The sequence below is a fragment of the Bradyrhizobium sp. USDA 3262 genome (assembly GCF_054060035.1).
In genome coordinates this window covers 7,323,912-7,348,553 of record NZ_JBSSCT010000001.1, presented here as the reverse complement: position 1 = coordinate 7,348,553, position 24,642 = coordinate 7,323,912, and the positions used below count along the sequence as shown (strand labels likewise).

Genomic DNA, 24,642 nt, shown 5'->3' with positions numbered 1-24,642 from the left:
CGCCGATGGCCACCAAAGCCAAGAAAGCGCTGGTCGACGTCGACAAGCTCACCAAGGCCCAGGCCAAGGTCGAGTTGATGCGCCTTGCGCTCGAGCTCGAAGGTCACGACAAGCGCTACTATCAGGACGATGCGCCGAGCGTCACCGATGCCGAATACGACGGGTTGCGGCAGCGCTACAATGCGATCGAGAAACGCTTCCCTGAATTCGTCACCGCGGAATCGCCGTCGCAGAAGGTCGGCGCCGCGCCGTCGGGGCGCTTCAGGAAGGTCCGGCATTCGCTGCCGATGCTGTCGCTCGACAACGCGTTCGCGGAAGCCGACGTGGTCGACTTCGTCGGACGGATCACGCGCTTCCTCAAGTTGCCCGATGACAAGATCGATTTCTCGGCCGAGCCGAAGATCGACGGGCTCTCGATGTCGCTGCGCTATGAGGGCGGCGAGCTCGTCACCGCGGCAACCCGCGGCGATGGCGCGGAGGGTGAGGACGTCACCGCCAACATCCGCACGCTCGAGGACGTGCCGCAGAAGCTGAAGGGCCGCAACGTGCCCGACATCTGCGAGGTGCGCGGCGAGGTCTACATGACCAAGAAGGCGTTCCTTGCGCTCAACGAGCGGCAGAAGGCGGCCGGCGACACCATCTTCGCCAATCCGCGCAATTCGGCGGCCGGCTCGCTGCGGCAGAAGGATCCCACCATCACCGCCTCGCGGCCGCTCGGCTTCTTCGCCTATGCCTGGGGCGAGATGAGCGCGATGCCGGAGGACACCCAGACCGACATGATCCACTGGTTCGAGCGGTGCGGCTTCAAGACCAATCCGCTGACCAAATTGTGTCACTCGGTCGAGGAGTTGATCGCGTTCCATCGCAAGATCGAGGAGCAGCGCGCCGAGCTCGACTACGACATCGACGGCGTCGTCTACAAGGTCGATCGCATCGACTGGCAGGAGCGGCTCGGCTTCGTGTCGCGCACGCCGCGCTGGGCGATCGCGCACAAATTCCCGGCCGAGCGCGCCACGACGGTTTTGCGCGACATCGAGATCCAGGTCGGGCGCACCGGCTCATTCACGCCGGTCGGCAAGCTCGAGCCGGTCGGTGTCGGCGGCGTGATCGTGCAGAACGTCACGCTGCACAATGAGGACTACATCAAGGGCATCGGCAACAAGGGCGAGGTGCTGCGCGAGGGACGCGACATCAGGATCGGCGACACCGTGGTGATCCAGCGCGCCGGCGACGTGATCCCGCAGGTCGTCGACGTCGTGATCGACAAGCGGCCGAAGAACGCGAAGGAATTCCACTTCCCGAAGAAATGCCCGTGCCCGCTGCACACCGATGTGGTGCGCGAGGAGACCGCGGCCGGCGAGGAGGGCTCGCGCGCCCGCTGCACCGGCGAGTTCGCCTGTCCGTTCCAGAAGGTCGAGCACCTCATTCTGTTCGTGTCGCGCCGCGCCTTCGACATCGACGGTCTCGGCGTGAAGCAGTTGCAGTATTTCTTCGACGAGGGATGGGTCAAGGAGCCGGCTGATATCTTCACGCTGCAAAAGCGCAACGCGAAGCTGAAGCTGGAGGACATCGAAGGCTACGGCGAGACCTCGGTGCGCAATCTGTTCGCGGCGATCGACAGCCGGCGCAGGATCGGCCTGGAGCGCTTCATCTACGCGCTCGGCATGCGCCATGTCGGCGAGACCACCGCGCTGGCGCTGGCGCGCGGCTATGGCTCGTGGGACGCGTTCCACGATGCCTGCCTCAAGGTCGCCAAGGGCGACGAGGACGCGATGGCGGAGATGGATGCGCTCGACCAGATCGGCGACACCGTGATCAAGAGCATTGCCGACTATTTCGGCGAGAGCCACAATCGCGGCATCGTCGAGCGGCTGACCGGGGAGCTCGATGAGATCATCGACGCCGAGAAGCCGAAGAGCAATTCGGTGGTGGCCGGCAAGACCGTGGTGTTCACCGGATCGCTCGAAAAGATGACGCGCGACGAGGCCAAGGCGACGGCCGAACGGTTGGGCGCCAAGGCTGCCGGCTCGGTGTCGAAGAAGACCGACTATGTCGTCGCGGGGCCGGGCGCCGGCTCGAAGCTTGCCGAAGCGCAGAAGCACGGCGTCCAGGTACTGACCGAAGACGAGTGGCTCAAGCTGATCGGGGAGTAGGCGCGCAGCGGCGCCGCGTGCTCCACTGTCGTCCTCCGCGAAAGCGGGGGATCCGGTATTCCAGAGACAGTCATTGTTGAGCGGATGGGCCGCGGCGTGCTGGACCCCCGCATGCGCCGGGGATGACGAGTTGAGGTGCGGCGTCAGCGCCGCTCTCACATCATCCCCTGCTCATCCTCCTCGGCCTGCGCGATCAGCTCTTCGCTCACCACCACCTGCCGCCGCGGCACCACGAAGATCATGGTGCAGGCGCAGGCGATCGAGATCGCGAAGATCGCCGCGGTCAGCGGCAGCGTCGTCGTGGAGTGACCGCCGAGATAGGCGCCGAATTGCGAGATCAGCGCGCCGATGCCCTGCTGCAGGAAGCCCATGGCGCCCGAGGCGGTGCCGGCGGCCTCGGGCCGGATGCTGATGGCGCCGGCGGCGGAGTTGGCCATTACGAAGGCGTTGGCGATCATCACGATCATCTGGGTGCCGAACAGCCAGAGCGGGGCCTGATTTACTCCAGTAAAACTCCAGACCAGGTTCAACAGGCTGCCGCCGACCTGCAGCGCGAGGCCGAACCAGATCAGTTTCTCCAGCGAGTGCCGCGGCGCAAAGCGCACGCACAAGAGATTGCCGACGAAGTAGCCGAACCCCGTCATCGCGAACCACGCGCCATATTCGGCACTGGTCCGGCCCATCTGGGTCACCACGATGTAGGGGCCGCCGCCGGCGAAGGCGAAGATGATCTGTGACGCCAGCACCTGGCACAACAGGTAACCGACGAAGGCGCGGCTCGTCATCAGCTTGCCGAGGTCGCCGCGAAAGCTGGAGCTGTCGGCGCGGTCGCGGCGGGTTTCCGGCAGCGCCAGCGCGATGAAGATCGTGGTGCTCAGCGACGCGGCGGTGATGAGATAGAGGATCGCGCGCCAGCCGAATGTGGTCTCCAGCAGACCGCCGGTCAGCGGGCTCACCATCTGCGCGATCATCAGCGCGGCGACGACGAGGCTGATCATGGCGCCGACCCGCTCGCGCGGATAGAGATCGCGGATGATGGCACGGCTGATCACCATGCCGCTGGCGCCGCCGAGCGCCTGGAAGAAGCGCGCCGCGATCAGTTGCGGCAGGGTCTCGGCGAACACCGAGCCGACACCGGCGACGACCATCAGGCCGAGGCCCGCGAGCAGCACCGGCCGGCGGCCGAACCTGTCGGACAGCGGCCCCATGATCAGCTGTGAAAGCGCGATGCCGACCATGTAGAGCGACACGGTCATCTGCGCGACGGAGATGTCGCGGCCGAAAGTGGTCGCCAGCACCGGTAGCGCCGGCACCAGCATGTAGAGCGAGATCGGCGCCACGCCCGTCATCACGACGAGCATCAGCAGCATGACCTTCGATGTCGCGATGTTGTCTTTGGCCGCGCCGGGCGGCTTGCCCATCACGCCGTGCATTCAGGTCCGATCCAGCATTGTGGAAAGACTGTAGCGTGCCCGTCCGCGCGGAATACGGGTGTTTCGGCATACGCCCATGCGATTTCAGGAGACGCCAGCGACGATGTTTCGTCTCGCGCAATAAACACACGGTCGTCCAGGCGCGAATTCCGCTGTCGTCCTCCGCGAAAGCGGGGGACCCAGTATTCCAGAGGCAGGCGTATTTGAATTGATAGGCCGCGGCGTACTGGATCCCCCGCTTTCGCGGGGGACGACAGCGAGTACGAGGAGAGGATGACGGTAAACTCGGCGCCGCTACCTCAACGCCGCCGTCGCCTCGTCCAGCCACAGCTTGGTTGCGTTGTCGTCGAGATGCGGGCGCACCACCTGCGCGACGCGGGCGTGGTAGTCGTTGAGCCAGGCCAGTTCGTCCTGGCTCAGCATGCTGACCTCGATCAGGCGGCGATCGATCGGCGCAAGTGTCAGCGTCTCGAATGCGTTGACGGGCTTCTCGGCGCCGGCAATGTCGGTGCCGATCACGAGCTCAAGGTTCTCGATCCGGATGCCGTAGGCGTCAGTCTTGTAGTAGCCGGGCTCGTTGGACAGGATCATGCCGCGCTTCAGCGGCGTGGTGCCGAGCTTGGAAATCCGCGCCGGCCCTTCATGGACGCTGAGATAGCTGCCGACGCCGTGGCCGGTGCCGTGCTCGAAATCGATCCCGGCCTGCCAGAGATATTGCCGTGCCAGCGTGTCGAGCTGCGCGCCGGTGGTGCCGTCGGGGAAGATCGCGCGGGCGATCGCGATATGGCCGCGCAGCACGCGGGTGAAGCGGTCGCGCATCTCGTCGGTCGGCTTGCCGATCGCGACGGTGCGGGTGACGTCGGTGGTGCCGTCCTCGTATTGCGCGCCGGAATCGATCAGCAGGAGGTCGCCGGGCTCGATGCGGCGGTTGCTCTTGCGCGTCACGCGGTAGTGCACGATGGCGCCGTTCGGCCCGGTGCCGGCGATGGTCGGGAACGAGACGTCCTTCAGCGCGCCGGTCTGGCGGCGAAACGTCTCCAGCGCCTCGACGGTGTCGATCTCGGTGAGGCTGCCGGAGGGCGCCTCGCGGTCGATCCAGGCGAGGAAACGCACCAGCGCCACCGCGTCGCGCTGATGCGCCGTGCGCGTGCCCTCGATCTCGGTGATGTTCTTGACCGCCTTCAAGAGGCTCACGGGATCGCTGCCACGCACCGGCTTGCCGCCGGCACCCGCGATCAGGCGGCTCAAGGCGTCGGCTGCGGTCGCGCTGTCGAGCGCGATCGAGGCGCCGCGCTTGGCGAGCTCGGTGAGTTTTGCCGCCAGCACCGCGGGCTGCTCGACATCGGCCGATTGCTCGAGATGGTCGCGCGTCGAGTTGGACAGCTTGCGCTGATCGATGAACACCAGCGGCCGGCCTTCCTTCGGCACCAGCGCATAGGACAGCGGCAGTGGCGTATGCGAGACGTCGGCGCCGCGGATGTTGAAGGTCCAGGCCACCGCGTGGCTGTCGGACAGCACCAGCGCGTCGACGCCGAGCTTGTTGATCTCGAGCCGGATGCGCTTGAGTTTCTCGGCTTCGATCTCCCCGGAAAACTGCGCGCCGTGGATCGTAACCGGGCCGAGCGGCGGTACCGGCCGCTCGTGCCAGATCGCATCGACCGGATTGCTGTCGACGGCGACCAGTTCCGCGCCGGCCTTGGCGCAGGCGGTTGCCAGCCGTTCGGCTGCCGAAGAAGTGTGCAGCCAGGGGTCAAATCCCAGGCGGTCGCCGGCCGCCAGATGCCGGGTCAGCCAATGCTCCGGCGGCGGCTCGACCAGCGGCTCGACCTGCCAGGCCTTGCGGTCGACCTGCTTGCCGGCCTGCAGCGTGTAGCGGCCGTCGACGAACAGGGCCGCTTCCTTGCTCAGCACGATCGCGAGCCCGGCCGATCCGGTGAAGCCGGTCAGCCAGGCGAGCCGCTCCTCGGAGGCTGCGACATATTCATTCTGCTGCTGGTCGGCGCGCGGAACCACGAACCCGGTCAGCTTGCGCCGCGCCAGTTCCTCGCGCAGCGCGCTCAAGCGTGCGGTCAGCGCCACGCCGCCTTCGGGCTCTTCGAACGTCTGGAAATGGGCTTCGAACATCGCCGTCGTACTCTCTTCGGATGGAAGCATGACCTTCGCGCGAGCGCGGTCAAGCATGACCATATTTTTGGCATAACTTATGCTTGAATATGGCATAGTGGAATTGACCGGACGATGTCCACTGCACGTCAACGGTCAAGCGTATGGGGAGTGTCCAGGAGTGTCTCAACTCAACGGTGAGGAGATGCACGATGCCTGCATTCACGTTTGAGAAGATCTCGCCGCCGGTCCGCCGCGGCCCGATTGCGCCGGTCGAACAGAAGCAGCGCGGCGTCATCGTCCAGATGCTGGACCGTCTGGTCGAGGCGCGAGCCAAACGTGCGGCCGGTCAGGACAAGGTCGAGACCATCCGTAACGATTCTCCAGCACCCGAATAGCTAATCCACGGATCGCGGCTACCGTTCCAGATTCGACGCCTTCGCCACGGTCACATTGACGACCTTGCCGTCCTCGAGCTCGCGCACGATCCGCTCATCAGGGCCGACGATGCCGAGATCGAATTCGCGATCGGGCGTCAGCAGCGTCATGCGCTGGCCGGCGATCACGACGACGGTCATGTCGAGCGTCTCGCCGGAGATCGCCCATTCCCTGAGCTCGTTGCGAAACGGCTCCCTGCGCCAGGCGTCGGGGAAGCCCGGATCGCATCTGACCTCAAGACCATCTTCGGACGTGGTCAGGACGAGCTTCGACCTGGAAGGCTTCCAGTGCTCCTCCAGCAGGTCGTTTGCCAGCCAGACGCAGCTGAAGGCGCGGCATTCCGTCGGCCGGCCCGGATAGGTCCGGCAGCCGCGCCCCGGCTCGCAATGCGGGCACCACCTGTTGGCGGGCTTTGCCAGTTCCTCGATCGCCATCACCTTGCAGCAGAGCGTGCAGTCGCCGCACTGTCTGCCGGTCGCGGTCACTTCACGAAACGCAGCAGCAGGCTGCTCCAGCCCTCGATCTTCAGATGCCGCAGCGGCACCAGCCCGCGGGCACGGTAGGCGGCGATGACCGCCGGCGCCTGGTGCGTCAGCAGGCCCGAGAGAATGACCTGCGCCGACGAGGCGAGGTGGCGCGCCATCGGGCCGGCCAGTTGCCGCAGCGGATTGGCGAGGATGTTGGCGAGCACCAGGTCGAACGGACCGTCCTCGGCAAAGCGCGGTGCGGCAAAGCCGGTGGCTGGAATCACGTCCACCAGATCGCCTGTGCCGTTCAGCCGGGCATTCTCCTCGGCGACCCGGACCGACGGCGGGTCGATGTCGCTCGCCAGCACCTTGCCGTGCAGCGCCTTGGCGGCGGCGATCGCCAGCACGCCGGTCCCGGTGCCGAGATCCAGCACGCGGCGGGGCTGATACGCCTTCAGCACGTGGTCGAGCAGCAGCAGGCAGCCGCGTGTGGTGCCGTGATGGCCGGTGCCGAAGGCCAGCGCCGCCTCGATCTCGATCCCGAGCTTGTTGGGGGGTATCCGGTGCCGGTCATGCTGGCCGTGGACGATGAAGCGGCCGGCCGCGACCGGGACGAGGTCCTCCAGGCTGGCCTTGACCCAGTCCTTGGCCTCCACGGTATCAAAAACTAAAGTCGATGCGACATCTTGCCGCGCCACCTGGCCGACCAGCTCGCGCAGTAAATTTTGGTCCGGCAACTCGGCAAAATGGACGGTGACGTCCCAGCGGCCATCGGGCCGCTCGAAGGCCGCAAACGCCGCCTGATCCTCGAAAAACAGCTCGGAAAGCGCGTCTACCACGCGCTTTGCGGTCGATTCATCTTGAAGGGTAACGCTGGCGCAGTGTGTGGACGGGGTCATCGGAGGCCGGTAGCGCGATTTTTGTTAAAATTTCAAGCCGGATTCAATCGAATATCGCGAGAATTGAGAGGTTCCCGGTTCAGACAACCTTAGATGTTGCCGTACTAGTACGGTGGCGGAACTGGGAACACCCTTCGTTCCAAGGCATCACAACCAAGGGCAGGGCTGCAATGAAGGCTTTTATCGTTAAGTTTTTGCGGAATGAATCCGGCGCGACCGCCATCGAATACGGACTGATCGCGACCGGTATCGCCATCGCCATCATCGCTGCGGTGAATGGCGTCGGCTCGGCACTGAGCGGGACCTTCAACTCGATCAGCGGCTCGCTGAAGTAATCTCTCGAACGGCGTTCTCAGGGAAGCACCGGGCGACATGTCGCCCGGTGTTTTCTTTTTGACCGGTTGTCCACAGAGCCACACCCAGCTTGTCGACAAGACATCAACCGCGTTCTCCAGGGATTGTCAGCGTCCGTCGCACAGCCGGTCCACAGCGACGTCCACCGGTTATCCCGTCTTGAGACGACGCCTCTGTCCACCGCAGACCCACAGCCTCTCAACACGCCTGTCCACAGCTTGTCCCGCGGCGCGTGATGCGTCGCCTACGAGAACAGCGCGCGATGGTCGGCCAAAATCGCCCGCGCGGCATTGTGGCCGGGGGCGCCGGTGACGCCGCCGCCGGGATGGGCGCCGGAACCGCAATGGTAAAGACCCTTCAGAGGTCCGCGATAATCGGCATGGCCGAGCATCGGCCGCGCCGAGAACAGCTGATTCAGTGTCAGCGCGCCGTGAAAGATGTCGCCGCCGAGCAGGCCGAACTGCCGCTCGAGGTCGAGCGGCGACAGGACCTGGCGGCCGATCACGGTGCCTGCGAACCCGGGGGCATATTGGTCGACCGTTGCGATCATCAAATCGGCGACCTCGTCGCGATGATCGTCCCACGATCTGCCGTCGGGCAGTTGCGGCGCAACGTGCTGGCAGAACAGGCTCGCGACATGCTGGCCCGGCGGGCTCAGGCTGTCGTCGAGCGTCGAGGGGATCAGCACCTCGACGACCGGCGCGCGGCTCCAGCCGAATTCGCGCGCATCGCGCCAGGCGCGATCCATGTAGCCGAGGCTCGGGGCGATGATGATGCCCGCCGTGAGGTGATCGCCGGGGCCCGGCAGCGCGGTGAACGAGGGCAGGGCGCTGAGCGCCACATTCATCCTGAACGTGCCGGACCCGTTCTGCCATCGTGAGATGCGCGCGCGAAACTCGGGCGCCAATGCGCCTTCCGGCACCAGGCGCGTGTACAGCAGCTTCGGATTGACGTTCGAGACGACGTATTTGGCGCGCACGGTCTTGCCATTGTCGAGGACGACGCCGACGGCGCGCGCCTTCTCGACGATCACCTCGCGGACGGGCGCATCGGTTTCGATCTCGACGCCATGGCTGCGCGCGGCACGCGCCATCGCCTGCGTGATCGCACCCATGCCGCCGATCGCGTGGCCCCAGACGCCCTTCTTGCCGTTTACTTCGCCGAACGCATGATGCAGCATCACATAGGCCGAGCCCGCCGCGTAGGGGCTGGCATAGTTGCCGACGATGGCGTCGAAGCCGAACAGCGCCTTGACGAGGTCGTTCTCGAAACGCTCGTCGAGCATCTCACCGGCCGATCGCGTGAACAGGTCGAGCAGATTGCGCTGCTGTTCCAGCGACAGCCGGCGCAGGATGTTGGCGGTGCCGAGCGCGTTGAAGGCTTCGCTGACCGCGGCGATACCAAAGCCCTCGACGAGGTTCGGCGGCGCGCGCAGCACGAATTGCCGCAGCACGTCGGCGATGGCTTCGAGTTCCCCTGAGAACGCGCCGATTGCGACCGCGTCCCGGCGGCTGAGCTTTGCGACCGACTCCCGGGTCCGGCCTTCGCCGGTCAAAAGATAGCTGCCGTCGGGTGCGGGAAGGAAGTTCTGCGCGCGCCGCTCGACGATCCTGAGGCCGTGATCGGCAAGTTTCAGGTCAGACATGATCTGCGGATTGAGCAGGCTCACCGTGTAGGCGGCGACGGAGTTGCGGAAGCCCGGGCAAAATTCTTCGGTGACCGCGGCGCCGCCGACCACCTTGCGGCGTTCCACGACCTTCACCCGCAGCCCGGCCATCGCGAGATAGGCCGCGCAGGTGAGGCCGTTGTGCCCCGCACCGATGATGACGACGTCTGTTTCGTTCATGTCCGCTTCAAGAAGCAGTGATTAGAGCATGTGCTGTGGCGCCGCAGCGCCGCGTCGTCAAGTCCGCGTGACCGCCGTTTCTTGTCCGTGATAGTGCCGTATGCTCAACTGAAATCCTCCGGTGGGGTGCCACCGGACTGTCCGCCTCCGGCGCCCGCCGGGTCCATGCCGGAGCTTTCATGACGTCTGAGCCGACCGCCTCGCGCAACCGGCTGGTGCTGGTTGTCTACACCGCCGCGATCTTCGTCAGCGCCCTGTTGCTGTTCTCGGTGCAACCGCTGTTCACCAAGATGGTACTGCCGCGGCTCGGCGGCTCGCCGGCGGTGTGGTCGGTGGCGATGGTGTTCTTCCAGTCGCTGCTGCTCGGCGGCTACGCCTATGCGCATCTCTTGATGAAGCTGAACGGCCGTATTGCGCCGGTCGTGGTGCATCTGGTGCTGCTCGTCGTCGCGCTCGTGACCTTGCCGCTGGCGATCAGGAGCGGCTGGGGCGAGCCGCCGACGTCCGGCTATGCGGTCTGGCTGCTCGGCCTGTTCGCGGCTTCGATCGGCCTGCCGTTCTTCGCGCTCGCCGCCAACAATCCGTTGCTGCAGGCCTGGTTCGTGCGCACCGGACATCCCAACGGTCCCGATCCGTATTTTCTGTACGCATCCTCGAACATCGGCAGCTTCCTGGCGCTCTTGTCCTACCCGGTGCTGCTCGAGCCGATGTTCACGCTGCGCACCCAGAACCTGATCTGGACCGGTGGTTATGGTCTGCTGATCATTCTGATCGCGAGTTGCGGCGTGCTGCTGTTGCGGTCGCCTGCCAATGCCGCCGCACTCAACATGCAGGTCGACGACGCCAATGCGCCGGCGCCGTCCTGGCCGCTGCGGGCGCGCTGGATCTTCCTCGCCGCGGTGCCGTCCGGCCTCTTGATCGCGGTGACGGCGCATATCTCGACCGACGTCGCCGCCGCGCCCTTGCTCTGGGTGCTGCCGCTGTCACTGTATCTCTTGACCTGGGTGCTGGTGTTCCAGTCGCGGCCGCTATTGCCGCACAAATGGATGCTGCTGGCGCAGCCGCTGGCGATTGCCGGCGTCGTGATCCTGCTTGCGGTCGGCGGCGAGCAGAACCTGCTGCTCACGCTCGGCGGCCATCAGCTCTGCTTCTTCATCATCGCGATGGCCTGTCATGGCGAGCTCGCGCGCACCCGCCCGGCGGCGAAATATCTCACCGGCTTCTACGTCGCGCTGTCGTTCGGCGGCATGGTCGGCGGCCTGTTCGCGGGGCTTATTGCGCCTTTTACTTTCTCGTGGGTTGCCGAATATCCGATCCTGCTGGCGCTCGCGGCGCTATGCCGCCCGCCCGGCGGCGCGGAGCGGCTGCCGCGCTGGAGCGCCTGGTACTGGCCGTTCCTCGCGGTGCTGGCGGTGGCGCTGATCGCGCCAAGCTATTCGGCCGGCGACATCTTCAACTGGTTCGATGTGCACCGGGTCTGGGTGATCGGCGCGGTCGGCGTGCTCTCGGCGCTGCTGGCGCTCGCGCTGAACGCCAATCGCTGGAAGATCTTCGCCACCGTCGTGGTCGCGTTGGTGGTGCTGCGCGCCTATCCATCCGACGACGGCCGCGTCGAAACCGTGCGCAGCTTCTTCGGCGTGCACAAGATCGTGGTGACGCCGAACGGGCAGTATCACGTGCTGATGCACGGCACCACGATCCATGGCGCCGAGAAGTTCAAGAACGATGACGGCACGCCGGTCGCCGGAACGCCCGAGCCGATCAGCTATTATCACAAGGACGGCGGCATCGGGCGGGCGATATCAGCGATCCGCGAGCGTAAGGGCGCGCCGCTGAAGGTGGCGGTGATCGGGCTGGGTTCGGGGACGCTGACCTGCGCGTCGGCCCCCGGCGAGGACTGGCGCTTCTTCGAGATCGACCAGTCGATGGTCGATACCGCGCGCGATCCGAAATACTTCACCTACATCCAGAACTGCGAGCCGAACCTCAAGCCTGTCATCGGCGACGCGCGGCTGACCTTCGCCAAGGAGCCGGACGGCGTCTACGATCTGATCATCGTCGACGCCTATTCGTCGGACGCGATCCCGATCCATCTCGCGACCGAGGAGGCGATGGCGATCTACAAGGAGAAGCTGGCCCCGCAGGGCGCGGTCGTGATGCACGTCTCCAACCGCCATCTCGAGCTTGCCAGCGTCGTGGTCGGCATTGCGGACGCCAACGACATGAAGAGCTGGGTCTACAGCGAGGATTCCGGCCGCGACAACGAGTACATCTTCTCGACCTCGGTCGTGGTCTCCGCGCGCGAGGAGGAGGACGTCGGCAAGCTCGCATCGTCTGATGTCTGGACCGAGACCGAAGCCGATGAGAAGCAGCGGGTCTGGACCGACGACTATTCGAACGTGCTGGGAGCGGTGTACCGCCGCCTGCGCGACGGCGAGCAATAGGACCTGCAAGCCGAGTCAATCGCGGCAGCTTCCGCGCGATAATTCTCTAGCGTTCGGCTACCAGCAGTCTGGCGATCTGGGGCTTGACGATCGCGGCAAACATTCCGGGATCGTCGAAAGCCCTCGCCGAGAGCATTGCCCCATGAACCGATGCCATCAGCATCTGGGCCTCCTCGTGCGGCCGCTGGTCCAGCCGGAACAGATGCTGTTCCGCGCCGGCCTGCAGCACCGAGGTGAGCCATCCCGCAAGATGATGGAAATGGGCGCGGACGCGCGATGCGACCTCGTCCGGCAGCATCGGCATCTCGCCGGCAAGCATCGCGCAGACGCAGAACGGCAGCGAGGCATCGCCGATGCACGCCCGCCAGAAGTTCACGTAAGCCTGCAGCTGGTCGGCCGGGCTTGCGAACTGTTCCTGAAGCGACTTCAGGCCCAGCTCGGTCTGCTGCCGGTACCGATCCACCAGCGCCGAGACCAGCTCGGCCTTGGTCGGGAAGTGATGGTGGATGCTCGCCTTCCGGATGCCGATGGCATCCGAGATGTCGGCATAGCTGAAGCCGTTATAGCCCCCGGCGACGATGAGGGGCTGTGCGACGTCGAGAATTTTTTCAGAAGTCGAAATCATCACGTTCACGTCATGCCTACCTTCCAGTAGGTATATTCACAAGATAAATCAAGGCCTTCGTCTCCATATAGTGTGTCCGAGCGTCAGATTGACTCGGATTTGTCATCTACCTACTAGTAGGAAGACAAACAAGGAGCCTGTCAATGCAAAGCCACCTTTCGACCCAATCCGCCTGGCTGCGATCCTATTATCTCGGGCGCGCCATCTTCTCGGTCGCCTGGGTCGCCGCCGCCGTTCTGTTCAGCGGCCAGGCCGGCCCCGCCGCGGTTCTGCTCGTGATCTACCCGGCGTGGGACGGCATCGCCAATCTGGCCGACGCCCGGGTCAACGGCGGCCTGAAGGCCAACCCGTCCCAGGCCCTGAATGTCGCGGTCAGCACGATCACGACGCTCGCCGTGATCGTGGCGCTCGGCCACAGCAGCTATGCCGTCCTGGCCGTGTTCGGGGTTTGGGCGATCCTCGCGGGTGTGCTGCAATTGTACACGGGCGTCAGGCGCTGGCGTCATTATGTCGCGCAATGGGCGATGATCCTGAGCGGCGCGCAGTCGGCACTCGCCGGCGGCTACATGATCAGCCAGTCCATCGGCACCGTTGCGCCGACCATTCTCGACGTCGCTCCCTATGCGGGCTTCGGCGCGTTCTATTTCCTGCTTTCCGCAATCTGGCTCGTTGCCACCGGCTATCGCCACGCGCGCGCCTAGAGTCAAAGCAACAATCTGGAGCTCCGTTCCGATTCAATCGGAACGGAACGGGCTCCAAGCGCTGTCCGGCAGCACCGGAAAGCGCTCGCCTTCAGCGCGACGCGACTATTTGTTCTCTGGCGGCGCCGCACTCGCGGAGGCGGGCGTCGAGGCGGCGAGCAGCGGCATCGTCGGCGTGCTCTCGCCGGCGTCCTCGTCGAGGAATTGCTCCACGCCGGCCTGGATCGACGACTTCGCGCTGTCCGGGCCGCGGTCGCTGAGATCGTTGTGCTGGAATTCGGTTCTGACCACCTTGATGCCGAGTCTCGCGCAGGTCTCGTCGTCGGGCACGACGCCCGGATCGGCCTTGAACACCGGATCCCTGGAGCGGAACGAGAGGATCTTGATCCTGCCGTCGGTGATGAAGGGAACGCGCAGATTGTCCAGCGTGACGACCTTCTTGACCAGGTCGGGATGCTGTTTGGCGAAGAACATCGAGATGTCGCCGCCGTTGGAATGGCCGATTAATGTCAGCTGGCGATAGTTTGCGTTCGGATAGAGCTTCTTGAGCTCGTCGATCGCATACATGATGTTGAAGACGCCGCGATTGTACTGCATGCGGCGCCCGACATATTCCTCGCCGACCTTGGTGACCATCGGCGCGTCGGTGTCGAGATCATGCTGAATGCTGACCACGAGGTAGCCGCGCGACGCGAACAAATTGGTGAGGAACGAGTACTCGGTGTTCTTGACGGTGTTGCCGTGGCTCAGGATCGCGACCGGCAGCTCGATCATCTCGGCCATCGCCTGCATTTGCCGGTCGCGGCGCACCGCGACCTCGACCGTGACGTTGCGGTCGTCGCGCAGAACGTCGTGGAACGTCAGCGTCGTGTGACGGATGGCCCATCTGTCCGTCGTGAAATAAGCGGCCATCGCCACGATGCACAGGCAAAGGACAATGATGCCCCGTTTCATGTCGACCTCTGATCTTGCCTACGTGACCCGCGCTTCTCGCCCTGGTTTCATCGGGCATGCCGCGTGAATCGGCTTCCAGGGGCCCGGCGGGCGCTTGTGCCGCCGAATATCGGGCTAGTTTTACAATCAGATGACGACGCGACGACGGGCCCCGGCGCACGATGACGGGGGCGTTTTGCGACGGTCACAAGCGGGTGAGGGGAGCGTGAACTGACGGCGCGCTGCCTGCGGCGCCGTCAGTGGACCAGGAGCGTGCGGCAGATTTTTTTGACGCGTTTTCTTCGCGCGAACCGGCGCCCACTTCGTTCGAAAACGCTCTAGCAGGCTGTTGAAGAAGTCTTTGAACGGCGCGCGGTGAATGGGATGCTGTCGCCGTTGAGGAGGCAGATCTCCCCCTCGAGGGAGCCGTCATCGTGCAGTTCGGCCCAGCCGTCACCCTCGGCCGGCTCCATTTCGTCGTTTCCTTGCCAGCCGAACTCGACGGCATCGCCGTGGCAGGCTCCTTGAATGGAGCCTGTGAGGCAATCGAAGGCGAACTCGCCTCCGTCCTCGTCGAACAGGATATAGGCGCCCGCCAAGGCCATGTCGTAGCCCGGTGTCTCGACGACCTGCCATCTGCCCCAGATGCTCATGCCGGTGCCGCCAGGAGCTTGGGCAGCCGGATCAGATTATAGGCCGCAAGTGCCATGACGAAGACGGCATCCACCCGGTCGCGACCTCGCAGCTTGACCTTGGCCAAGCCAGCGGAACTCTTGATCCAGCCGAAGACTTCTTCGATGCGTTTGCGACAGCGCTGGCTGAGGTCATAGCCACTGTGGCGTGTGGTACGTGTGTCAATTGCCGTCTTGCGCCGCTTGCCGGTCTTACTCAGATGTCCATCAATCGCGATATGCGGGGTAACCGATCTATCTCTCAGGTCATGCACGAACTGCGTGACGTCATAGGCCTTATCGGCCCCCAGAGTGATCCGCTTCGCGCACCTGTGTCTGTCGATCATGGCAAGCGCAATCTCCCGTTCGGCGGTGCCCGTCGCTTGGCTCACCCCACCCAAAACCGCCAATCCATTGCGGTTCTCCATCAGAGCATGGCCCATATAGCTCAGCTTGGCTGGTTGGCCGTCACCCTTCTTGTAGAGCCGCGCCGCGGCATCGGTCGTGCTCTCATGGGTCTCGTTGGATCGCCTCTCCTTGTGGAAGCTGCGCTCGGCGTTGCGTCCCGGACCATCCTCGTCTTTGTCGCCGCCATCCTTCTTCCGGAAGCTCTTGATCGAAGCCCAGGCTTCAATCAGCGTACCATCCACCGAGAAGTGATCGCTCGATAGCAGACGCTTGACCTTTGGCTGCGCCAAAAGCGCGTTCAGGAACTTGGCCGCAATCTCGCCTTCGAGCAGCCGGTCGCGGTTCTTCGAGAAGGTCGAATGGTCCCAAACCGCATCGTCCATCCCAAGCCCAACGAACCAGCGGAACAGCAGATCGAACTCTATCCGTTCCATCAGATGCCGTTCCGAGCGAACCCCATAAAACGCCTGGAGGAGCATCGCCCGAAGCAACTTCTCCGGTGCTATCGAGGGGCGACCGAAGTCCGTATAAAGCTTGCCGAACTCCCCAGACAGGTCGCCCAGCGCTGAATTCGCCAAGTCTCGGATCACCCGTAGCGGATGGTCGACGCGAACTCGAGCCTCCAAGTCCACATAACTGAAAAGCGAGCCGGACCGTTCATCACTCCCTCGCATCGCGCCCCCCAGTTAATCCTGGTCCTAGAGAATCACGATACGGAACGCTTCGCCACCGACTTCTTCAACAGCCTGCTAGTCCTGATAGGTGTTGCCGTAGAAGCCGCGCGGCTGATAGGTGGGGCGCGGCTGGTAGTAGCCCTGCGGCGCCGGCGCGTAGCCCTGATTGCCGTAATACTGCTGCTGCTGGCCATAGGCCTGCGCGTCGTAGACGCGGCGGCTCGACGGCGGTGCCGGATAGCGGCGATCAGTCGAGCTGCCGTCGGCCGGATAGATGTAGCCGTCATCGGTGCGGGCCTGCGCCGGATAGTCGCGCGGCTGCGGCGTCAGCACGACCGGGTCGCCGGCGGCGGCGGTGCCGTACTGCTCGTCATATTGCTGTGGCGCGCGGCGGGCCACCGCGGTGCCGTTGCGTCCACGCGGATTGCGCGCCAGCGCGACCTGCGACGAGCCGGTGAGCGTCACGGTGGTGTTGAGCACGCCTTCCTTCTGGACCAGCGCGTAGAGCGTGGTTGCGTTGTCGCGCGACAGCCGCACGCAGCCATGCGAGGCCGGCGAGCCGAGGCGGTTCACCGAGTCGGTGCCGTGAATCGCGTGCCCGATCTTGGTGAAGAAGATCGAGTGCGGCATCGGCGCGTCGTCGAATTCCTTGGAATAGTGATCCTCTTCCATGCGGAAGGCGCGGAAGCTGCCGTTCGGCGTTTCGCGCGACGGGATGCCGGTCGAGACCGGCCAGTGATAGCGCGCGACGCCGTCGACCGCGACGGTCATCTGCTGGTTGTCCTTGTCGATGGTGATATCGACCTTGGCGTGTGCGGCGCCAGCGGTGAAGAGCATCACGGAAGTGAACGCAATGAGGAACGAACGCATTTTACCTTTGGCCTCCAGGCCTGCTCGCGAAGCCGCGGCTCTCCGTCCCCGGCAATCAATATGCACGGAATCCGAACTTGGTTCCAGTGGCGGGCCAAGGCCGTGATCAATCGCCATGGTTAATCCCGCGCGCGGCGCAAACAAGGCCGAAGCCGGGCCTGCCTGTCACGGCGGGCTGACTTTTTCGCGAGCAGGCCGCGACGACGGCCCAATTGGTCTCCGACGCGCAACCATTTGGCCGCATGGGCGTTTAACAAATCCCCGCCCGGCGGCGCGTTCGCGCCGCGCATCAAGGAATCCAGATGAACAACACCAAGGTGAAGACCGCGGCCGTCGTCTCAGCCGGCCTCTCCGCGCGGCTCCTGCTTGCGGCCGCAGCCCTCGCTTTGACGCTGGTCGCAGTCCCCCATGCCGGCCATGCCCAGGGCATCGTCCGCGGCGCCCATGAGGGCGCCTATGAGGGCAACCGGGTCGCAGGTCCGGTCGGCGGCGTGGTCGGCGGTGCCGTCGGCGCCGGTGTCGGTGGCGCCATGGGCGCGGTCAAGGGCGTGTTCGGCATCCCGGATCGCGGCTACCGCCGTGGCCACCGCTGCCGCGGCTATTACCGCCACGGCCATTTCCACTGCTATTGATCGTTGAAGAACCTGTAGCCTGGATGGAGCGAAGCGAAATCCGGGTTCTGCAGGCTTGGCGATAGGGTCCCGGATTGCGCTTCGCTCCATCCGGGCTACGGGCGAGCGTCATTCCGTGGCATGCGAAGCATGAACCCGGAATCTCAAAGTTACGGCGCGAGATTCCCCGATGCGCAATTGCGCATCTGAGGTTCGCGCTAAGGCGCGCCCCGGAATGACTTGCTTTCGCAAGTCAGTTCTTCAGCCGGTAGCCGGTCCTGAAGATCCACGCCACGATCGCCATGCAGGCCACCAGGAATCCCACGGTCATGCCGAGGCTCAGCGGCACGCTGACATCGGCGATCTCGTAGAAGCTCCAGCGGAAGCCGGAGATCAAATACACCACGGGATTGAGCAGCGTGATGGTGCGCCAGCCCGACGGCAGCATGTTCACCGAATAGAAGCTGCCGCCGAGGAAGGTCAGCGGTGTCACCACCAGCATCGGGATCATCTGCAGCTTCTCGAAGCCGTCGGCCCAGATGCCGATGATGAAGCCGAACAGGCTGAAGGTGACCGCCGTCAGCACCAGGAACGTCAGCATCCACACCGGATGCTGGATATGCAAGGGTACGAAAAGCCCGGCCGTCGCCAGGATGATCAGGCCGAGGATGATCGACTTGGTGGCGGCGGCGCCGACATAACCGATGACGATCTCGAAATAGGAGATCGGCGCCGACAGGATCTCGTAGATCGTGCCGACGAATTTCGGGAAGTAGATGCCGAACGAGGCGTTGGAGATGCTTTGCGTCAGCACCGACAGCATCACGAGTCCCGGCACGATAAAGGTGCCGTAGCTGACGCCCTCGACCTCGGTGATACGCGAGCCGATCGCGGCGCCGAACACCACGAAATACAGCGAGGTCGACACCACGGGCGAGACGATGCTCTGCAGCAGCGTGCGCCAGGTGCGCGCCATTTCGAACAGATAGATGGCCCGGATTGCGCGGTAGTTCATGGCGCCCTCACGAGGTTGACGAAGATATCCTCGAGCGACGACTGCCTAGTATCGAGGTCCGAGATGCGGATGCCGGCATTGCGGAGATCGTTGAGCAGGCTGGTGATGCCGGTGCGGTCGCCCTTGGTATCGTAGTCATAGGTCACGGTGCGGCCATCGTCGGACAATTCGAGATTGTAGGCAGACAGAATATCGGGAATGGCCTCGAGCTTGTTCTGCAATTGCAGCGTCAGCTCCTTCTTGCCGAGCTTCTGCATCAAGGTCGCCTTGTCCTCGATCAGGATGATCTCGCCCTTGTTGATGACGCCGATGCGGTCGGCCATCTCCTCGGCTTCCTCGATGTAGTGCGTGGTCAGGATGATGGTGACGCCGGAAGCCTGCAGCGTGCGGACCACTTCCCACATGCCCTTGCGCAATTCGACGTCGACGCCGGCGGTGGGCTCGTCGAGAAACAGGATCTGCGGCTCGTGCGACAGCGCCTTGGCGATCATCACGCGGCGCTTCATGCCGCCGGACAGCGTGATGATCTTGTCGTCCTTCTTGTCCCACAGCGACAGGTCACGCAGCACCTTCTCGATATGGGCGGGGTTCTTCGGCTTGCCGAACAGGCCGCGGCTGAAGCTGACGGTTGCCCAGACCGACTCGAACGCGTCGGTGTGCAGTTCCTGCGGAACCAGCCCGATCATCGACCGCGCCGCGCGATAGTCGGCGATGATGTCGTGCCCGCCGATCGTGATGCGGCCCTCGCTCGGATTGGCGATGCCGCAAATGATGCTGATCAGCGTGGTCTTGCCGGCGCCGTTCGGCCCGAGCAGCGCGAAGATCTCGCCCTTGACGATATCGAGATTGATGCCCTTCAGCGCCTTGAAGCCGGAGCCATAGGTTTTCGAAAGATTGGATACGGAGATGATCGGCGACATGAAGAGTCGGAAGCGTGAGGGAGGGGGCGCGCGGATTGGGGCCCGGGCGGGGGCGGGTCAAGCGCAGATAGGGACGTATGATCCGTTCTGCAATCACCCGCCGGGGCAGAAATTTATTCCGCGGCGTGGCGGAAATGCTGCTTCAGTGCTTCTTCGCCGATTTCGCCGGCTTCTTGGCGGCGGCCGCAGGGGCAGGGTGCGCGGGCGGCGCGCTGTCGGCGAGCTTCGCGACCAGCATGATCTGCACCTGGTTGTTGACCGGCGCGTTGGGCTTGGCGGGATCGAGCAACTGCTCTTCGCCGAGCCCGACCGATTGCAGGCGCTTCGGTGTGATCTTGAAGGTGTTGACCAGGATGTCGCGGATCGCGTCGGCGCGCCGCTGGCTCAGCAGCACGTTGTTCTCGCGCCGTCCGGTCGATTCGATGTGGCCGACGATCAGGAAGGTGTAGGGCAGCAGCGAGGAGTGCGTCAGCGCGTCGGCGATCCGCCCGACGGTCTGATACGACTCCGGCAGCACGATCGGCGTGTCGACGTCGAACGCAATGTCGACGTTGAACGTCGGCAGCTTGGTCAGGTCGGGGGCGATCGGCGGCCGCTTCGAGGGCGGCGGCTCGTTCTTCGATCGCGACTTCGATCGTTCGGCCGCCTGCTGGCGTAGCGCGGGGACATCGACCTCGGCGTCTGTCTCGTAATGATTGAGCTTGGCGATGACGTCGTCGCGCGTGATGGCGGTCTGCGCACGCGCCGGCGCAATCGGCATCGCCAGCAAAGCCAGCGTGCCCAGCAGGGCCAAAAGGCCAGGATCGCGCAAGCCTCGCCTCGTCAGCCGCATCATTGATACCCCGCGTCATTGATCGCCTGGGCGCAGTTGCGGCTGAGGCCCTTGGCGCTGACGAGACAGGGCACCGACTTGCTGGTCTCCTTGGTCGAGCCGCCGCAGACCTTGACGATCTCGCGGGTGCAGGCATTCGCAACGGTGACGCGCGCCACGATGCGCTTCTGGATCGCATCGAGGGTGGAGAAGTAGCTCTCCTTGCACTGCGGCGATATCACGTCGCGGTTGCGCGACAGGCATTCCTTGAGGCGGTTGGAGTCGAGGTTGACGCCGCGGCAGTTGGCGGTGATGTCGGCGCCGCAGGCCTTGGCCAGTTGCGCTGCAGAATCGCCAAAGCTCATCGTCTCCGCGACCGCCAGCGACGGCGCGGTGAGCGCGATGACAAAAAGGAAAAACCTCCCCCGGACCATGGGGCCATCTCAACCCGTGAAATCAACTGGGGTCAAGGGCTACCAACAGAGAAGACCGCCAAAGAAGGTCGCTATGTCACACCCGTTGCACAAAGCTGTCGACCACCTTCTTCTCGCCGGCCTTTTCGAAGGCGATGGTCAGCTTGTTGCCGTCGATCTTCACCACATGGCCGTAGCCGAATTTCTGGTGAAATACCCGGTCGTCCAGCGAAAAATCCGACGTCGTGCCGGTGGACTTCGCCACCAGCTCGCCCTCGATCACGACAGGGCCGCGCTTGGTGCGATTGAAGTTTTCGGAGGAGGTATCGCCCCGCGAACCCGAAAAGGACGATTGCCGCTCCTCGAAGCCGCTGCCGCCGCGGCCCCCGCCGCCGCGGTTGCGGTTGGCCTGGGCGCGCTGCCAGCCCGGGGTCGAATAGCTCGAGCCGAATGATTCGAGGTTGTCGAAGCGAGAGGCGCCATAGCCGCCGCTGCCGCCCCAGCCCGATCCGCCCTTGGATTCGGTGATCTCGACATTGTGCGCCGGCAGCTCGTCGAGGAAGCGCGAGGGGATCGTGGTCGACCAGGTGCCATGGATGCGGCGGTTGGTGGCGAAATAGATCTTGGCGCGGCGGCGCGCCCGGGTCAGCCCGACATGGGCGAGGCGGCGCTCCTCCTCGAGCCCGGCGCGGCCCTGTTCGTCCAGCGTGCGCTGGCTCGGAAACAGGCCTTCCTCCCAGCCCGGCAGGAATACGTTGTCGAATTCCAGCCCCTTCGCCGAATGCAGCGTCATCAGCGACACCGCCTCGTCGCCGGCCTCGCCGTCGCGGTCCATCACCAGCGAGATATGTTCGAGAAACCCTTGCAGGTTCTCGAATTCCTCCATCGAACGCACCAGCTCCTTGAGGTTCTCCAGCCGGCCGGCGGCATCAGCCGAGCGGTCCTTCTGCCACATCTCGGTGTAGCCGCTCTCGTCGAGCACGATCTCGGCGAGCTCGGTATGCGAGGTGACCTCGCGCTGGGCACGCCAGCGGTCGAACTGCATGACGAGATCGCGCAAGGAGCCGCGCGCCTTCGGCTTCAGCTCGTCGGTCTCGACCACGGCGCGCGCCGCCTCGAACAGCGGAATGCGGCGCTTGCGGGCATGGTCGTGCAGCAGCTGCACGGTGGCGTCGCCGAGCCCCCGCTTGGGCACGTTGACGATGCGCTCGAAGGCGAGATCGTCGGCCGGCGAATTGATGGTGCGCAAATAGGCCAGCGCATCGCGGATTTCGGCGCGCTCGTAGAATCTGGGGCCGCCGATCACGCGGTAGGGCAGGCCGAGCGTGACGAAGCGGTCTTCGAACTCGCGCATCTGGAACGAGGCGCGCACCAGAATGGCGACGTCGTTGAGGTTTTCACCCGCGCGCTGCAGCTCCTCGAGCTCCTCGCCGATCGCACGCGCTTCCTCCTCCGAATCCCAGGAGCCGGTGACGGTGACCTTCTCGCCGTCGACATCCTCGGTGCGCAGCGTCTTGCCGAGGCGGCCTTCATTATGCGCGATCAGATGCGAGGCCGCGGCCAGGATATGGCCGGTGGAGCGGTAATTGCGCTCGAGGCGGATGACCTTGGCGCCGGGGAAATCGTGCTCGAAGCGCAGGATGTTGTCGACCTCGGCGCCGCGCCAGCCATAGATCGACTGGTCATCGTCGCCGACGCAGCAGATGTTCTTGAGGGGTTGTTGCGTGGTGACGTTTTCCTCGTCATTCCGGGGCGCACCGCCAGGTGCGAACCCGGAATCTCGAGTTGAGTCCTCATTGCTTCGGGATTCCGGGTTCGCCTCTTCGAGGCGCCCCGGAATGACTGGCGCGTTGGTTGCTCCCGGAATGACGTCGGCAAGGCGTCGCTCCGGCCGCGACGGCGCCTGCGACAGCAGGCGCAGCCACAGATACTGTGCGACGTTGGTGTCCTGATATTCGTCGACCAGGATAAACCTGAAGCGGTTCTGGTACTGCCGCAGCACGTCCGGATTTTCGCGGAACAGGCGGATGTTCTCGAGCAGCAGGTCGCCGAAATCGGCCGCGTTGAGGATCTTCAGCCGCTCCTGATAGGTCGCGTAGATCTTGCCGCCCTTGCCGTTGCCGAACGAGGCCGCTTCGCCCGCCGGCACCTGCGACGGCGACAGGCCGCGGTTCTTCCAGCCGTCGATCAGGCCGGCCAGCATCCGCGCCGGCCAGCGCTTGTCGTCGATGTTCTCGGCCTGCAGCAATTGCTTCAACAGCCGCACCTGGTCGTCGACGTCGAGCACCGTGAAGTTGGATTTCAGCTGCACCAGCTCGGCATGGATACGCAGGATGCGGCCGCCGATCGAGTGGAAGGTGCCGAGCCACGGCATGCCCTCGACCGCCTGGCCGAGCATCTGGCCGAGCCGCAGCTTCATCTCGCGCGCCGCCTTGTTGGTGAAGGTCACCGACAGGATTTCGTGCGGCCGCGCGCGGCCCTGGCTCAGGATATGCGCGATGCGCGTCGTCAGCACGCGCGTCTTGCCGGTGCCGGCGCCCGCAAGCACCAGCACGGGGCCGTCGAGCGTCTCGACCGCCTCGCGCTGCTCCGGATTAAGGCCGTTCAGATATTGCGGACCGGCCGCCGCCCGCGCACGCGCGGCGATGCCGCCAGCCGCCGGCTGGTGCTCGGGAACGCCGTGATGGGGCAATTTGCTCGGCTCGGTCATTGGCGAATCGTCTCGGCCCCACGATGGCACCGCAGGATGGTGAAGGGGAGCCTTCTTAACAGGGATTGAAGGCCATATAGGGCCTGATCGGCCGTTTTGACAGGTTTTATCGCGGCTGACGGGAACGCTTTTGGCAGCAGCCCGCACTCAATCCCGGTTCCGGAAATCGGCGAAAATTTCGCGGTTTCATGCTCAGGAACCAGCATTTCCCCGCCGGATTGTTTCAACAGGTGCGGCGCCGGGCTGAGGTCCGCGCCAAGCAACAACAGGGAAAACGAAGCGGAGTTTTGATCATGCTGAGCTGGGTCGTCACGTTCCTGGTCATCGCCCTGATCGCGGGCATTTTGGGCTTTGGCGGCATCGCCGGCGCCTCCGTCGAAATCGCCAAGGCGATCTTCTTCATCGCCGTCATCCTGTTTCTGGTGTCGGCGGTGGTCGGATTGGTGCGCGGCCGCACAAGGGTCTAGCGAGGCCGCGAACCGGCGGCGGCTTCGCTTGAAAACGGCAAGTTATTTTGCCGAGGGCATCGCCACGTTGCGGCCGATGCCCTCGGGACGTGGTACACCCGCATAGCTGTCGACGATCGCGCGAGCGCGGGCGCGGATATCGGGCGGAAACGGCGCCACCTTGCGCGCCTCCATGTCGATGTGCAGCGTGAGGTTTTCCGAGGTCGCGGAGAGCCAGCCCTCGGTGGCATGGCGCAGCTCCTCGAATGTGTGCAGCCGCTTCTCGTCGGCGCCGAGCAGGTGGACGTGGACTTGCACGGGATCGCCGAGATGAATTTCCTTGAGATAGCGGACGTGGCACTCGGCGGTGAAGGTCGAGCAGTGCCGCGCCTTCATGTAGGCCGGCCCGATGCCGAGCTGCAGCCACATCTCGTCGATGGCGCGGTCGAACATCACATTGTAGTAGGCCATGTTGAGATGGCCGTTGTAGTCGATCCATTGCGGCTCGATCTGCATCACCGAGGATCTGAACGGGGCCGGCGGAAGCGGCATCTCGCTCGTGGCAGTCACTGAAGTCATGATCCATCCCCGGTTTGCTGGCGTTCGAGCATGAACTTTTCTGTGACTCCGGCGTCCACTTTTTCAAGTCAGGCTCTCTTGACCCCTTATACAAGCTTTGCCACGGTCGGCTAAAGGT

At 64.5% G+C, this 24,642-nt stretch carries 23 protein-coding genes; 7 read left to right on the top strand and 16 right to left on the bottom strand.

Annotation, left to right across the window (positions count from 1 at the left end):
* Window positions 1–5 precede the first annotated feature (5 nt).
* Window positions 6–2,153: an NAD-dependent DNA ligase LigA gene (ligA, locus tag ACVWYP_RS34800; protein ID WP_304496427.1), complete on the top strand. Its 2,148-nt coding sequence runs from the start codon at window positions 6–8 to the stop codon at window positions 2,151–2,153.
* Window positions 2,154–2,308: 155 nt separating this feature from the next.
* Here the strand turns inward: ligA and ACVWYP_RS34795 are convergent, their stop codons facing one another.
* Window positions 2,309–3,586 (bottom strand): multidrug effflux MFS transporter, encoded by a 1,278-nt coding sequence (locus ACVWYP_RS34795; protein ID WP_304496426.1) that lies wholly within the window; start codon window positions 3,584–3,586, stop codon window positions 2,309–2,311.
* Window positions 3,587–3,880: 294 nt separating this feature from the next.
* The gene (locus ACVWYP_RS34790; RefSeq protein WP_304500355.1) at window positions 3,881–5,710 is read right to left on the bottom strand and encodes an aminopeptidase P family protein; all 1,830 of its coding nucleotides are present in this window, start codon (window positions 5,708–5,710) and stop codon (window positions 3,881–3,883) included.
* Between the two features lie 191 nt (window positions 5,711–5,901).
* On the opposite strand from ACVWYP_RS34790, the gene ACVWYP_RS34785 reads away from it, so the two are divergent.
* Window positions 5,902–6,087, top strand: coding sequence for a hypothetical protein (locus ACVWYP_RS34785; RefSeq protein ID WP_304496425.1), 186 nt, complete (start codon window positions 5,902–5,904; stop codon window positions 6,085–6,087).
* A gap of 18 nt (window positions 6,088–6,105) precedes the next feature.
* On the opposite strand, the gene ACVWYP_RS34780 is transcribed toward ACVWYP_RS34785, so the two are convergent.
* Together ACVWYP_RS34780 and ACVWYP_RS34775 are read right to left on the bottom strand one after the other, a co-directional pair.
* A complete protein-coding gene (locus tag ACVWYP_RS34780) occupies window positions 6,106–6,612 on the bottom strand; it encodes a hypothetical protein (RefSeq protein ID WP_304496424.1) in 507 nt (168 codons plus the stop codon).
* Window positions 6,609–7,493, bottom strand: coding sequence for a 50S ribosomal protein L11 methyltransferase (locus ACVWYP_RS34775; protein WP_304496423.1), 885 nt, complete (start codon window positions 7,491–7,493; stop codon window positions 6,609–6,611). Before ACVWYP_RS34775 ends, ACVWYP_RS34780 begins: the two co-directional genes overlap by 4 nt.
* Before the next feature lie 170 nt (window positions 7,494–7,663).
* Here ACVWYP_RS34775 and ACVWYP_RS34770 point away from each other — a divergent pair, with 170 nt between their 5' ends.
* Window positions 7,664–7,828, top strand: coding sequence for a Flp family type IVb pilin (locus ACVWYP_RS34770; RefSeq protein ID WP_028342167.1), 165 nt, complete (start codon window positions 7,664–7,666; stop codon window positions 7,826–7,828).
* Window positions 7,829–8,091: 263 nt separating this feature from the next.
* On the opposite strand, the gene ACVWYP_RS34765 is transcribed toward ACVWYP_RS34770, so the two are convergent.
* Window positions 8,092–9,693 carry a phytoene desaturase family protein gene (locus ACVWYP_RS34765; protein ID WP_304496422.1) on the bottom strand — a complete coding sequence of 534 codons (1,602 nt, stop codon included), beginning with the start codon at window positions 9,691–9,693 and terminating at the stop codon, window positions 8,092–8,094.
* Between the two features lie 179 nt (window positions 9,694–9,872).
* On the opposite strand from ACVWYP_RS34765, the gene ACVWYP_RS34760 reads away from it, so the two are divergent.
* The gene (locus ACVWYP_RS34760) at window positions 9,873–12,137 is read left to right on the top strand and encodes a spermidine synthase (protein WP_304496421.1); all 2,265 of its coding nucleotides are present in this window, start codon (window positions 9,873–9,875) and stop codon (window positions 12,135–12,137) included.
* A gap of 46 nt (window positions 12,138–12,183) precedes the next feature.
* Here the strand turns inward: ACVWYP_RS34760 and ACVWYP_RS34755 are convergent, their stop codons facing one another.
* Complete coding sequence (locus tag ACVWYP_RS34755; protein WP_304496420.1) at window positions 12,184–12,771, bottom strand: TetR/AcrR family transcriptional regulator; 588 nt, start codon at window positions 12,769–12,771, stop codon at window positions 12,184–12,186.
* 134 nt (window positions 12,772–12,905) lie between these two features.
* On the opposite strand from ACVWYP_RS34755, the gene ACVWYP_RS34750 reads away from it, so the two are divergent.
* Window positions 12,906–13,463: a DUF308 domain-containing protein gene (locus tag ACVWYP_RS34750; RefSeq protein WP_304496419.1), complete on the top strand. Its 558-nt coding sequence runs from the start codon at window positions 12,906–12,908 to the stop codon at window positions 13,461–13,463.
* 105 nt (window positions 13,464–13,568) lie between these two features.
* Here the strand turns inward: ACVWYP_RS34750 and ACVWYP_RS34745 are convergent, their stop codons facing one another.
* From ACVWYP_RS34745 to ACVWYP_RS34730, 4 genes are all read right to left on the bottom strand, one after another.
* Complete coding sequence (locus tag ACVWYP_RS34745; protein WP_304496418.1) at window positions 13,569–14,417, bottom strand: alpha/beta fold hydrolase; 849 nt, start codon at window positions 14,415–14,417, stop codon at window positions 13,569–13,571.
* A 317-nt stretch (window positions 14,418–14,734) separates the two neighbouring features.
* Window positions 14,735–15,049, bottom strand: coding sequence for a hypothetical protein (locus tag ACVWYP_RS34740; protein ID WP_304496417.1), 315 nt, complete (start codon window positions 15,047–15,049; stop codon window positions 14,735–14,737).
* The gene (locus tag ACVWYP_RS34735; RefSeq protein ID WP_304496416.1) at window positions 15,046–16,149 is read right to left on the bottom strand and encodes an IS5 family transposase; all 1,104 of its coding nucleotides are present in this window, start codon (window positions 16,147–16,149) and stop codon (window positions 15,046–15,048) included. The genes ACVWYP_RS34740 and ACVWYP_RS34735 overlap by 4 nt, the downstream gene beginning before the upstream one ends.
* A 75-nt stretch (window positions 16,150–16,224) precedes the next feature.
* On the bottom strand, window positions 16,225–17,019 hold the full coding sequence (locus tag ACVWYP_RS34730) for a L,D-transpeptidase (protein WP_304496415.1): 795 nt from the start codon (window positions 17,017–17,019) through the stop codon (window positions 16,225–16,227).
* Window positions 17,020–17,321: 302 nt separating this feature from the next.
* Here ACVWYP_RS34730 and ACVWYP_RS34725 point away from each other — a divergent pair, with 302 nt between their 5' ends.
* The gene (locus tag ACVWYP_RS34725) at window positions 17,322–17,651 is read left to right on the top strand and encodes a hypothetical protein (protein WP_304496414.1); all 330 of its coding nucleotides are present in this window, start codon (window positions 17,322–17,324) and stop codon (window positions 17,649–17,651) included.
* A gap of 232 nt (window positions 17,652–17,883) precedes the next feature.
* Here the strand turns inward: ACVWYP_RS34725 and ACVWYP_RS34720 are convergent, their stop codons facing one another.
* The 5 genes from ACVWYP_RS34720 to ACVWYP_RS34700 all read right to left on the bottom strand — a co-directional run bounded on the left by ACVWYP_RS34720 (window position 17,884) and on the right by ACVWYP_RS34700 (window position 23,499).
* On the bottom strand, window positions 17,884–18,645 hold the full coding sequence (locus ACVWYP_RS34720) for an ABC transporter permease (protein ID WP_028342160.1): 762 nt from the start codon (window positions 18,643–18,645) through the stop codon (window positions 17,884–17,886).
* Entirely contained in the window at window positions 18,642–19,565 is a 924-nt protein-coding gene (locus tag ACVWYP_RS34715; RefSeq protein ID WP_304496413.1) for an ABC transporter ATP-binding protein, read from the bottom strand. The genes ACVWYP_RS34720 and ACVWYP_RS34715 overlap by 4 nt, the downstream gene beginning before the upstream one ends.
* 142 nt (window positions 19,566–19,707) lie before the next feature.
* The gene (locus ACVWYP_RS34710) at window positions 19,708–20,400 is read right to left on the bottom strand and encodes an OmpA family protein (RefSeq protein WP_304496412.1); all 693 of its coding nucleotides are present in this window, start codon (window positions 20,398–20,400) and stop codon (window positions 19,708–19,710) included.
* Window positions 20,397–20,810, bottom strand: coding sequence for a hypothetical protein (locus ACVWYP_RS34705; protein ID WP_304496411.1), 414 nt, complete (start codon window positions 20,808–20,810; stop codon window positions 20,397–20,399). The genes ACVWYP_RS34710 and ACVWYP_RS34705 overlap by 4 nt, the downstream gene beginning before the upstream one ends.
* 76 nt (window positions 20,811–20,886) lie before the next feature.
* The gene (locus tag ACVWYP_RS34700; protein ID WP_304496410.1) at window positions 20,887–23,499 is read right to left on the bottom strand and encodes an ATP-dependent helicase; all 2,613 of its coding nucleotides are present in this window, start codon (window positions 23,497–23,499) and stop codon (window positions 20,887–20,889) included.
* Window positions 23,500–23,792: 293 nt separating this feature from the next.
* Between ACVWYP_RS34700 and ACVWYP_RS34695 the strand changes: the two genes are divergently transcribed.
* Window positions 23,793–23,966, top strand: a complete 174-nt coding sequence (locus tag ACVWYP_RS34695) for a DUF1328 domain-containing protein (protein ID WP_016846258.1) — start codon at window positions 23,793–23,795, stop codon at window positions 23,964–23,966.
* A gap of 42 nt (window positions 23,967–24,008) precedes the next feature.
* Here the strand turns inward: ACVWYP_RS34695 and ACVWYP_RS34690 are convergent, their stop codons facing one another.
* Window positions 24,009–24,497: a thioesterase family protein gene (locus ACVWYP_RS34690; RefSeq protein WP_439711215.1), complete on the bottom strand. Its 489-nt coding sequence runs from the start codon at window positions 24,495–24,497 to the stop codon at window positions 24,009–24,011.
* Between the last annotated feature and the right edge of the window lie 145 nt (window positions 24,498–24,642).

Excerpts from the sequence above, each read along its gene's own strand:
- ligA (WP_304496427.1), top strand. The coding sequence starts at position 6 with ATGGCCACCAAAGCCAAGAAAGCGCTGGTCGACGTCGACAAGCTCACC.
- ACVWYP_RS34795 (WP_304496426.1), bottom strand. The coding sequence starts at position 3,586 with ATGCACGGCGTGATGGGCAAGCCGCCCGGCGCGGCCAAAGACAACATC.
- ACVWYP_RS34790 (WP_304500355.1), bottom strand. The coding sequence starts at position 5,710 with ATGTTCGAAGCCCATTTCCAGACGTTCGAAGAGCCCGAAGGCGGCGTG.
- ACVWYP_RS34785 (WP_304496425.1), top strand. The coding sequence starts at position 5,902 with ATGCCTGCATTCACGTTTGAGAAGATCTCGCCGCCGGTCCGCCGCGGC.
- ACVWYP_RS34775 (WP_304496423.1), bottom strand. The coding sequence starts at position 7,493 with ATGACCCCGTCCACACACTGCGCCAGCGTTACCCTTCAAGATGAATCG.
- ACVWYP_RS34770 (WP_028342167.1), top strand. The coding sequence starts at position 7,664 with ATGAAGGCTTTTATCGTTAAGTTTTTGCGGAATGAATCCGGCGCGACC.
- ACVWYP_RS34765 (WP_304496422.1), bottom strand. The coding sequence starts at position 9,693 with ATGAACGAAACAGACGTCGTCATCATCGGTGCGGGGCACAACGGCCTC.
- ACVWYP_RS34760 (WP_304496421.1), top strand. The coding sequence starts at position 9,873 with ATGACGTCTGAGCCGACCGCCTCGCGCAACCGGCTGGTGCTGGTTGTC.
- ACVWYP_RS34750 (WP_304496419.1), top strand. The coding sequence starts at position 12,906 with ATGCAAAGCCACCTTTCGACCCAATCCGCCTGGCTGCGATCCTATTAT.
- ACVWYP_RS34745 (WP_304496418.1), bottom strand. The coding sequence starts at position 14,417 with ATGAAACGGGGCATCATTGTCCTTTGCCTGTGCATCGTGGCGATGGCC.
- ACVWYP_RS34740 (WP_304496417.1), bottom strand. The coding sequence starts at position 15,049 with ATGAGCATCTGGGGCAGATGGCAGGTCGTCGAGACACCGGGCTACGAC.
- ACVWYP_RS34735 (WP_304496416.1), bottom strand. The coding sequence starts at position 16,149 with ATGCGAGGGAGTGATGAACGGTCCGGCTCGCTTTTCAGTTATGTGGAC.
- ACVWYP_RS34730 (WP_304496415.1), bottom strand. The coding sequence starts at position 17,019 with ATGCGTTCGTTCCTCATTGCGTTCACTTCCGTGATGCTCTTCACCGCT.
- ACVWYP_RS34725 (WP_304496414.1), top strand. The coding sequence starts at position 17,322 with ATGAACAACACCAAGGTGAAGACCGCGGCCGTCGTCTCAGCCGGCCTC.
- ACVWYP_RS34720 (WP_028342160.1), bottom strand. The coding sequence starts at position 18,645 with ATGAACTACCGCGCAATCCGGGCCATCTATCTGTTCGAAATGGCGCGC.
- ACVWYP_RS34715 (WP_304496413.1), bottom strand. The coding sequence starts at position 19,565 with ATGTCGCCGATCATCTCCGTATCCAATCTTTCGAAAACCTATGGCTCC.
- ACVWYP_RS34710 (WP_304496412.1), bottom strand. The coding sequence starts at position 20,400 with ATGATGCGGCTGACGAGGCGAGGCTTGCGCGATCCTGGCCTTTTGGCC.
- ACVWYP_RS34705 (WP_304496411.1), bottom strand. The coding sequence starts at position 20,810 with ATGGTCCGGGGGAGGTTTTTCCTTTTTGTCATCGCGCTCACCGCGCCG.
- ACVWYP_RS34700 (WP_304496410.1), bottom strand. The coding sequence starts at position 23,499 with ATGACCGAGCCGAGCAAATTGCCCCATCACGGCGTTCCCGAGCACCAG.
- ACVWYP_RS34695 (WP_016846258.1), top strand. The coding sequence starts at position 23,793 with ATGCTGAGCTGGGTCGTCACGTTCCTGGTCATCGCCCTGATCGCGGGC.
- ACVWYP_RS34690 (WP_439711215.1), bottom strand. The coding sequence starts at position 24,497 with ATGCCGCTTCCGCCGGCCCCGTTCAGATCCTCGGTGATGCAGATCGAG.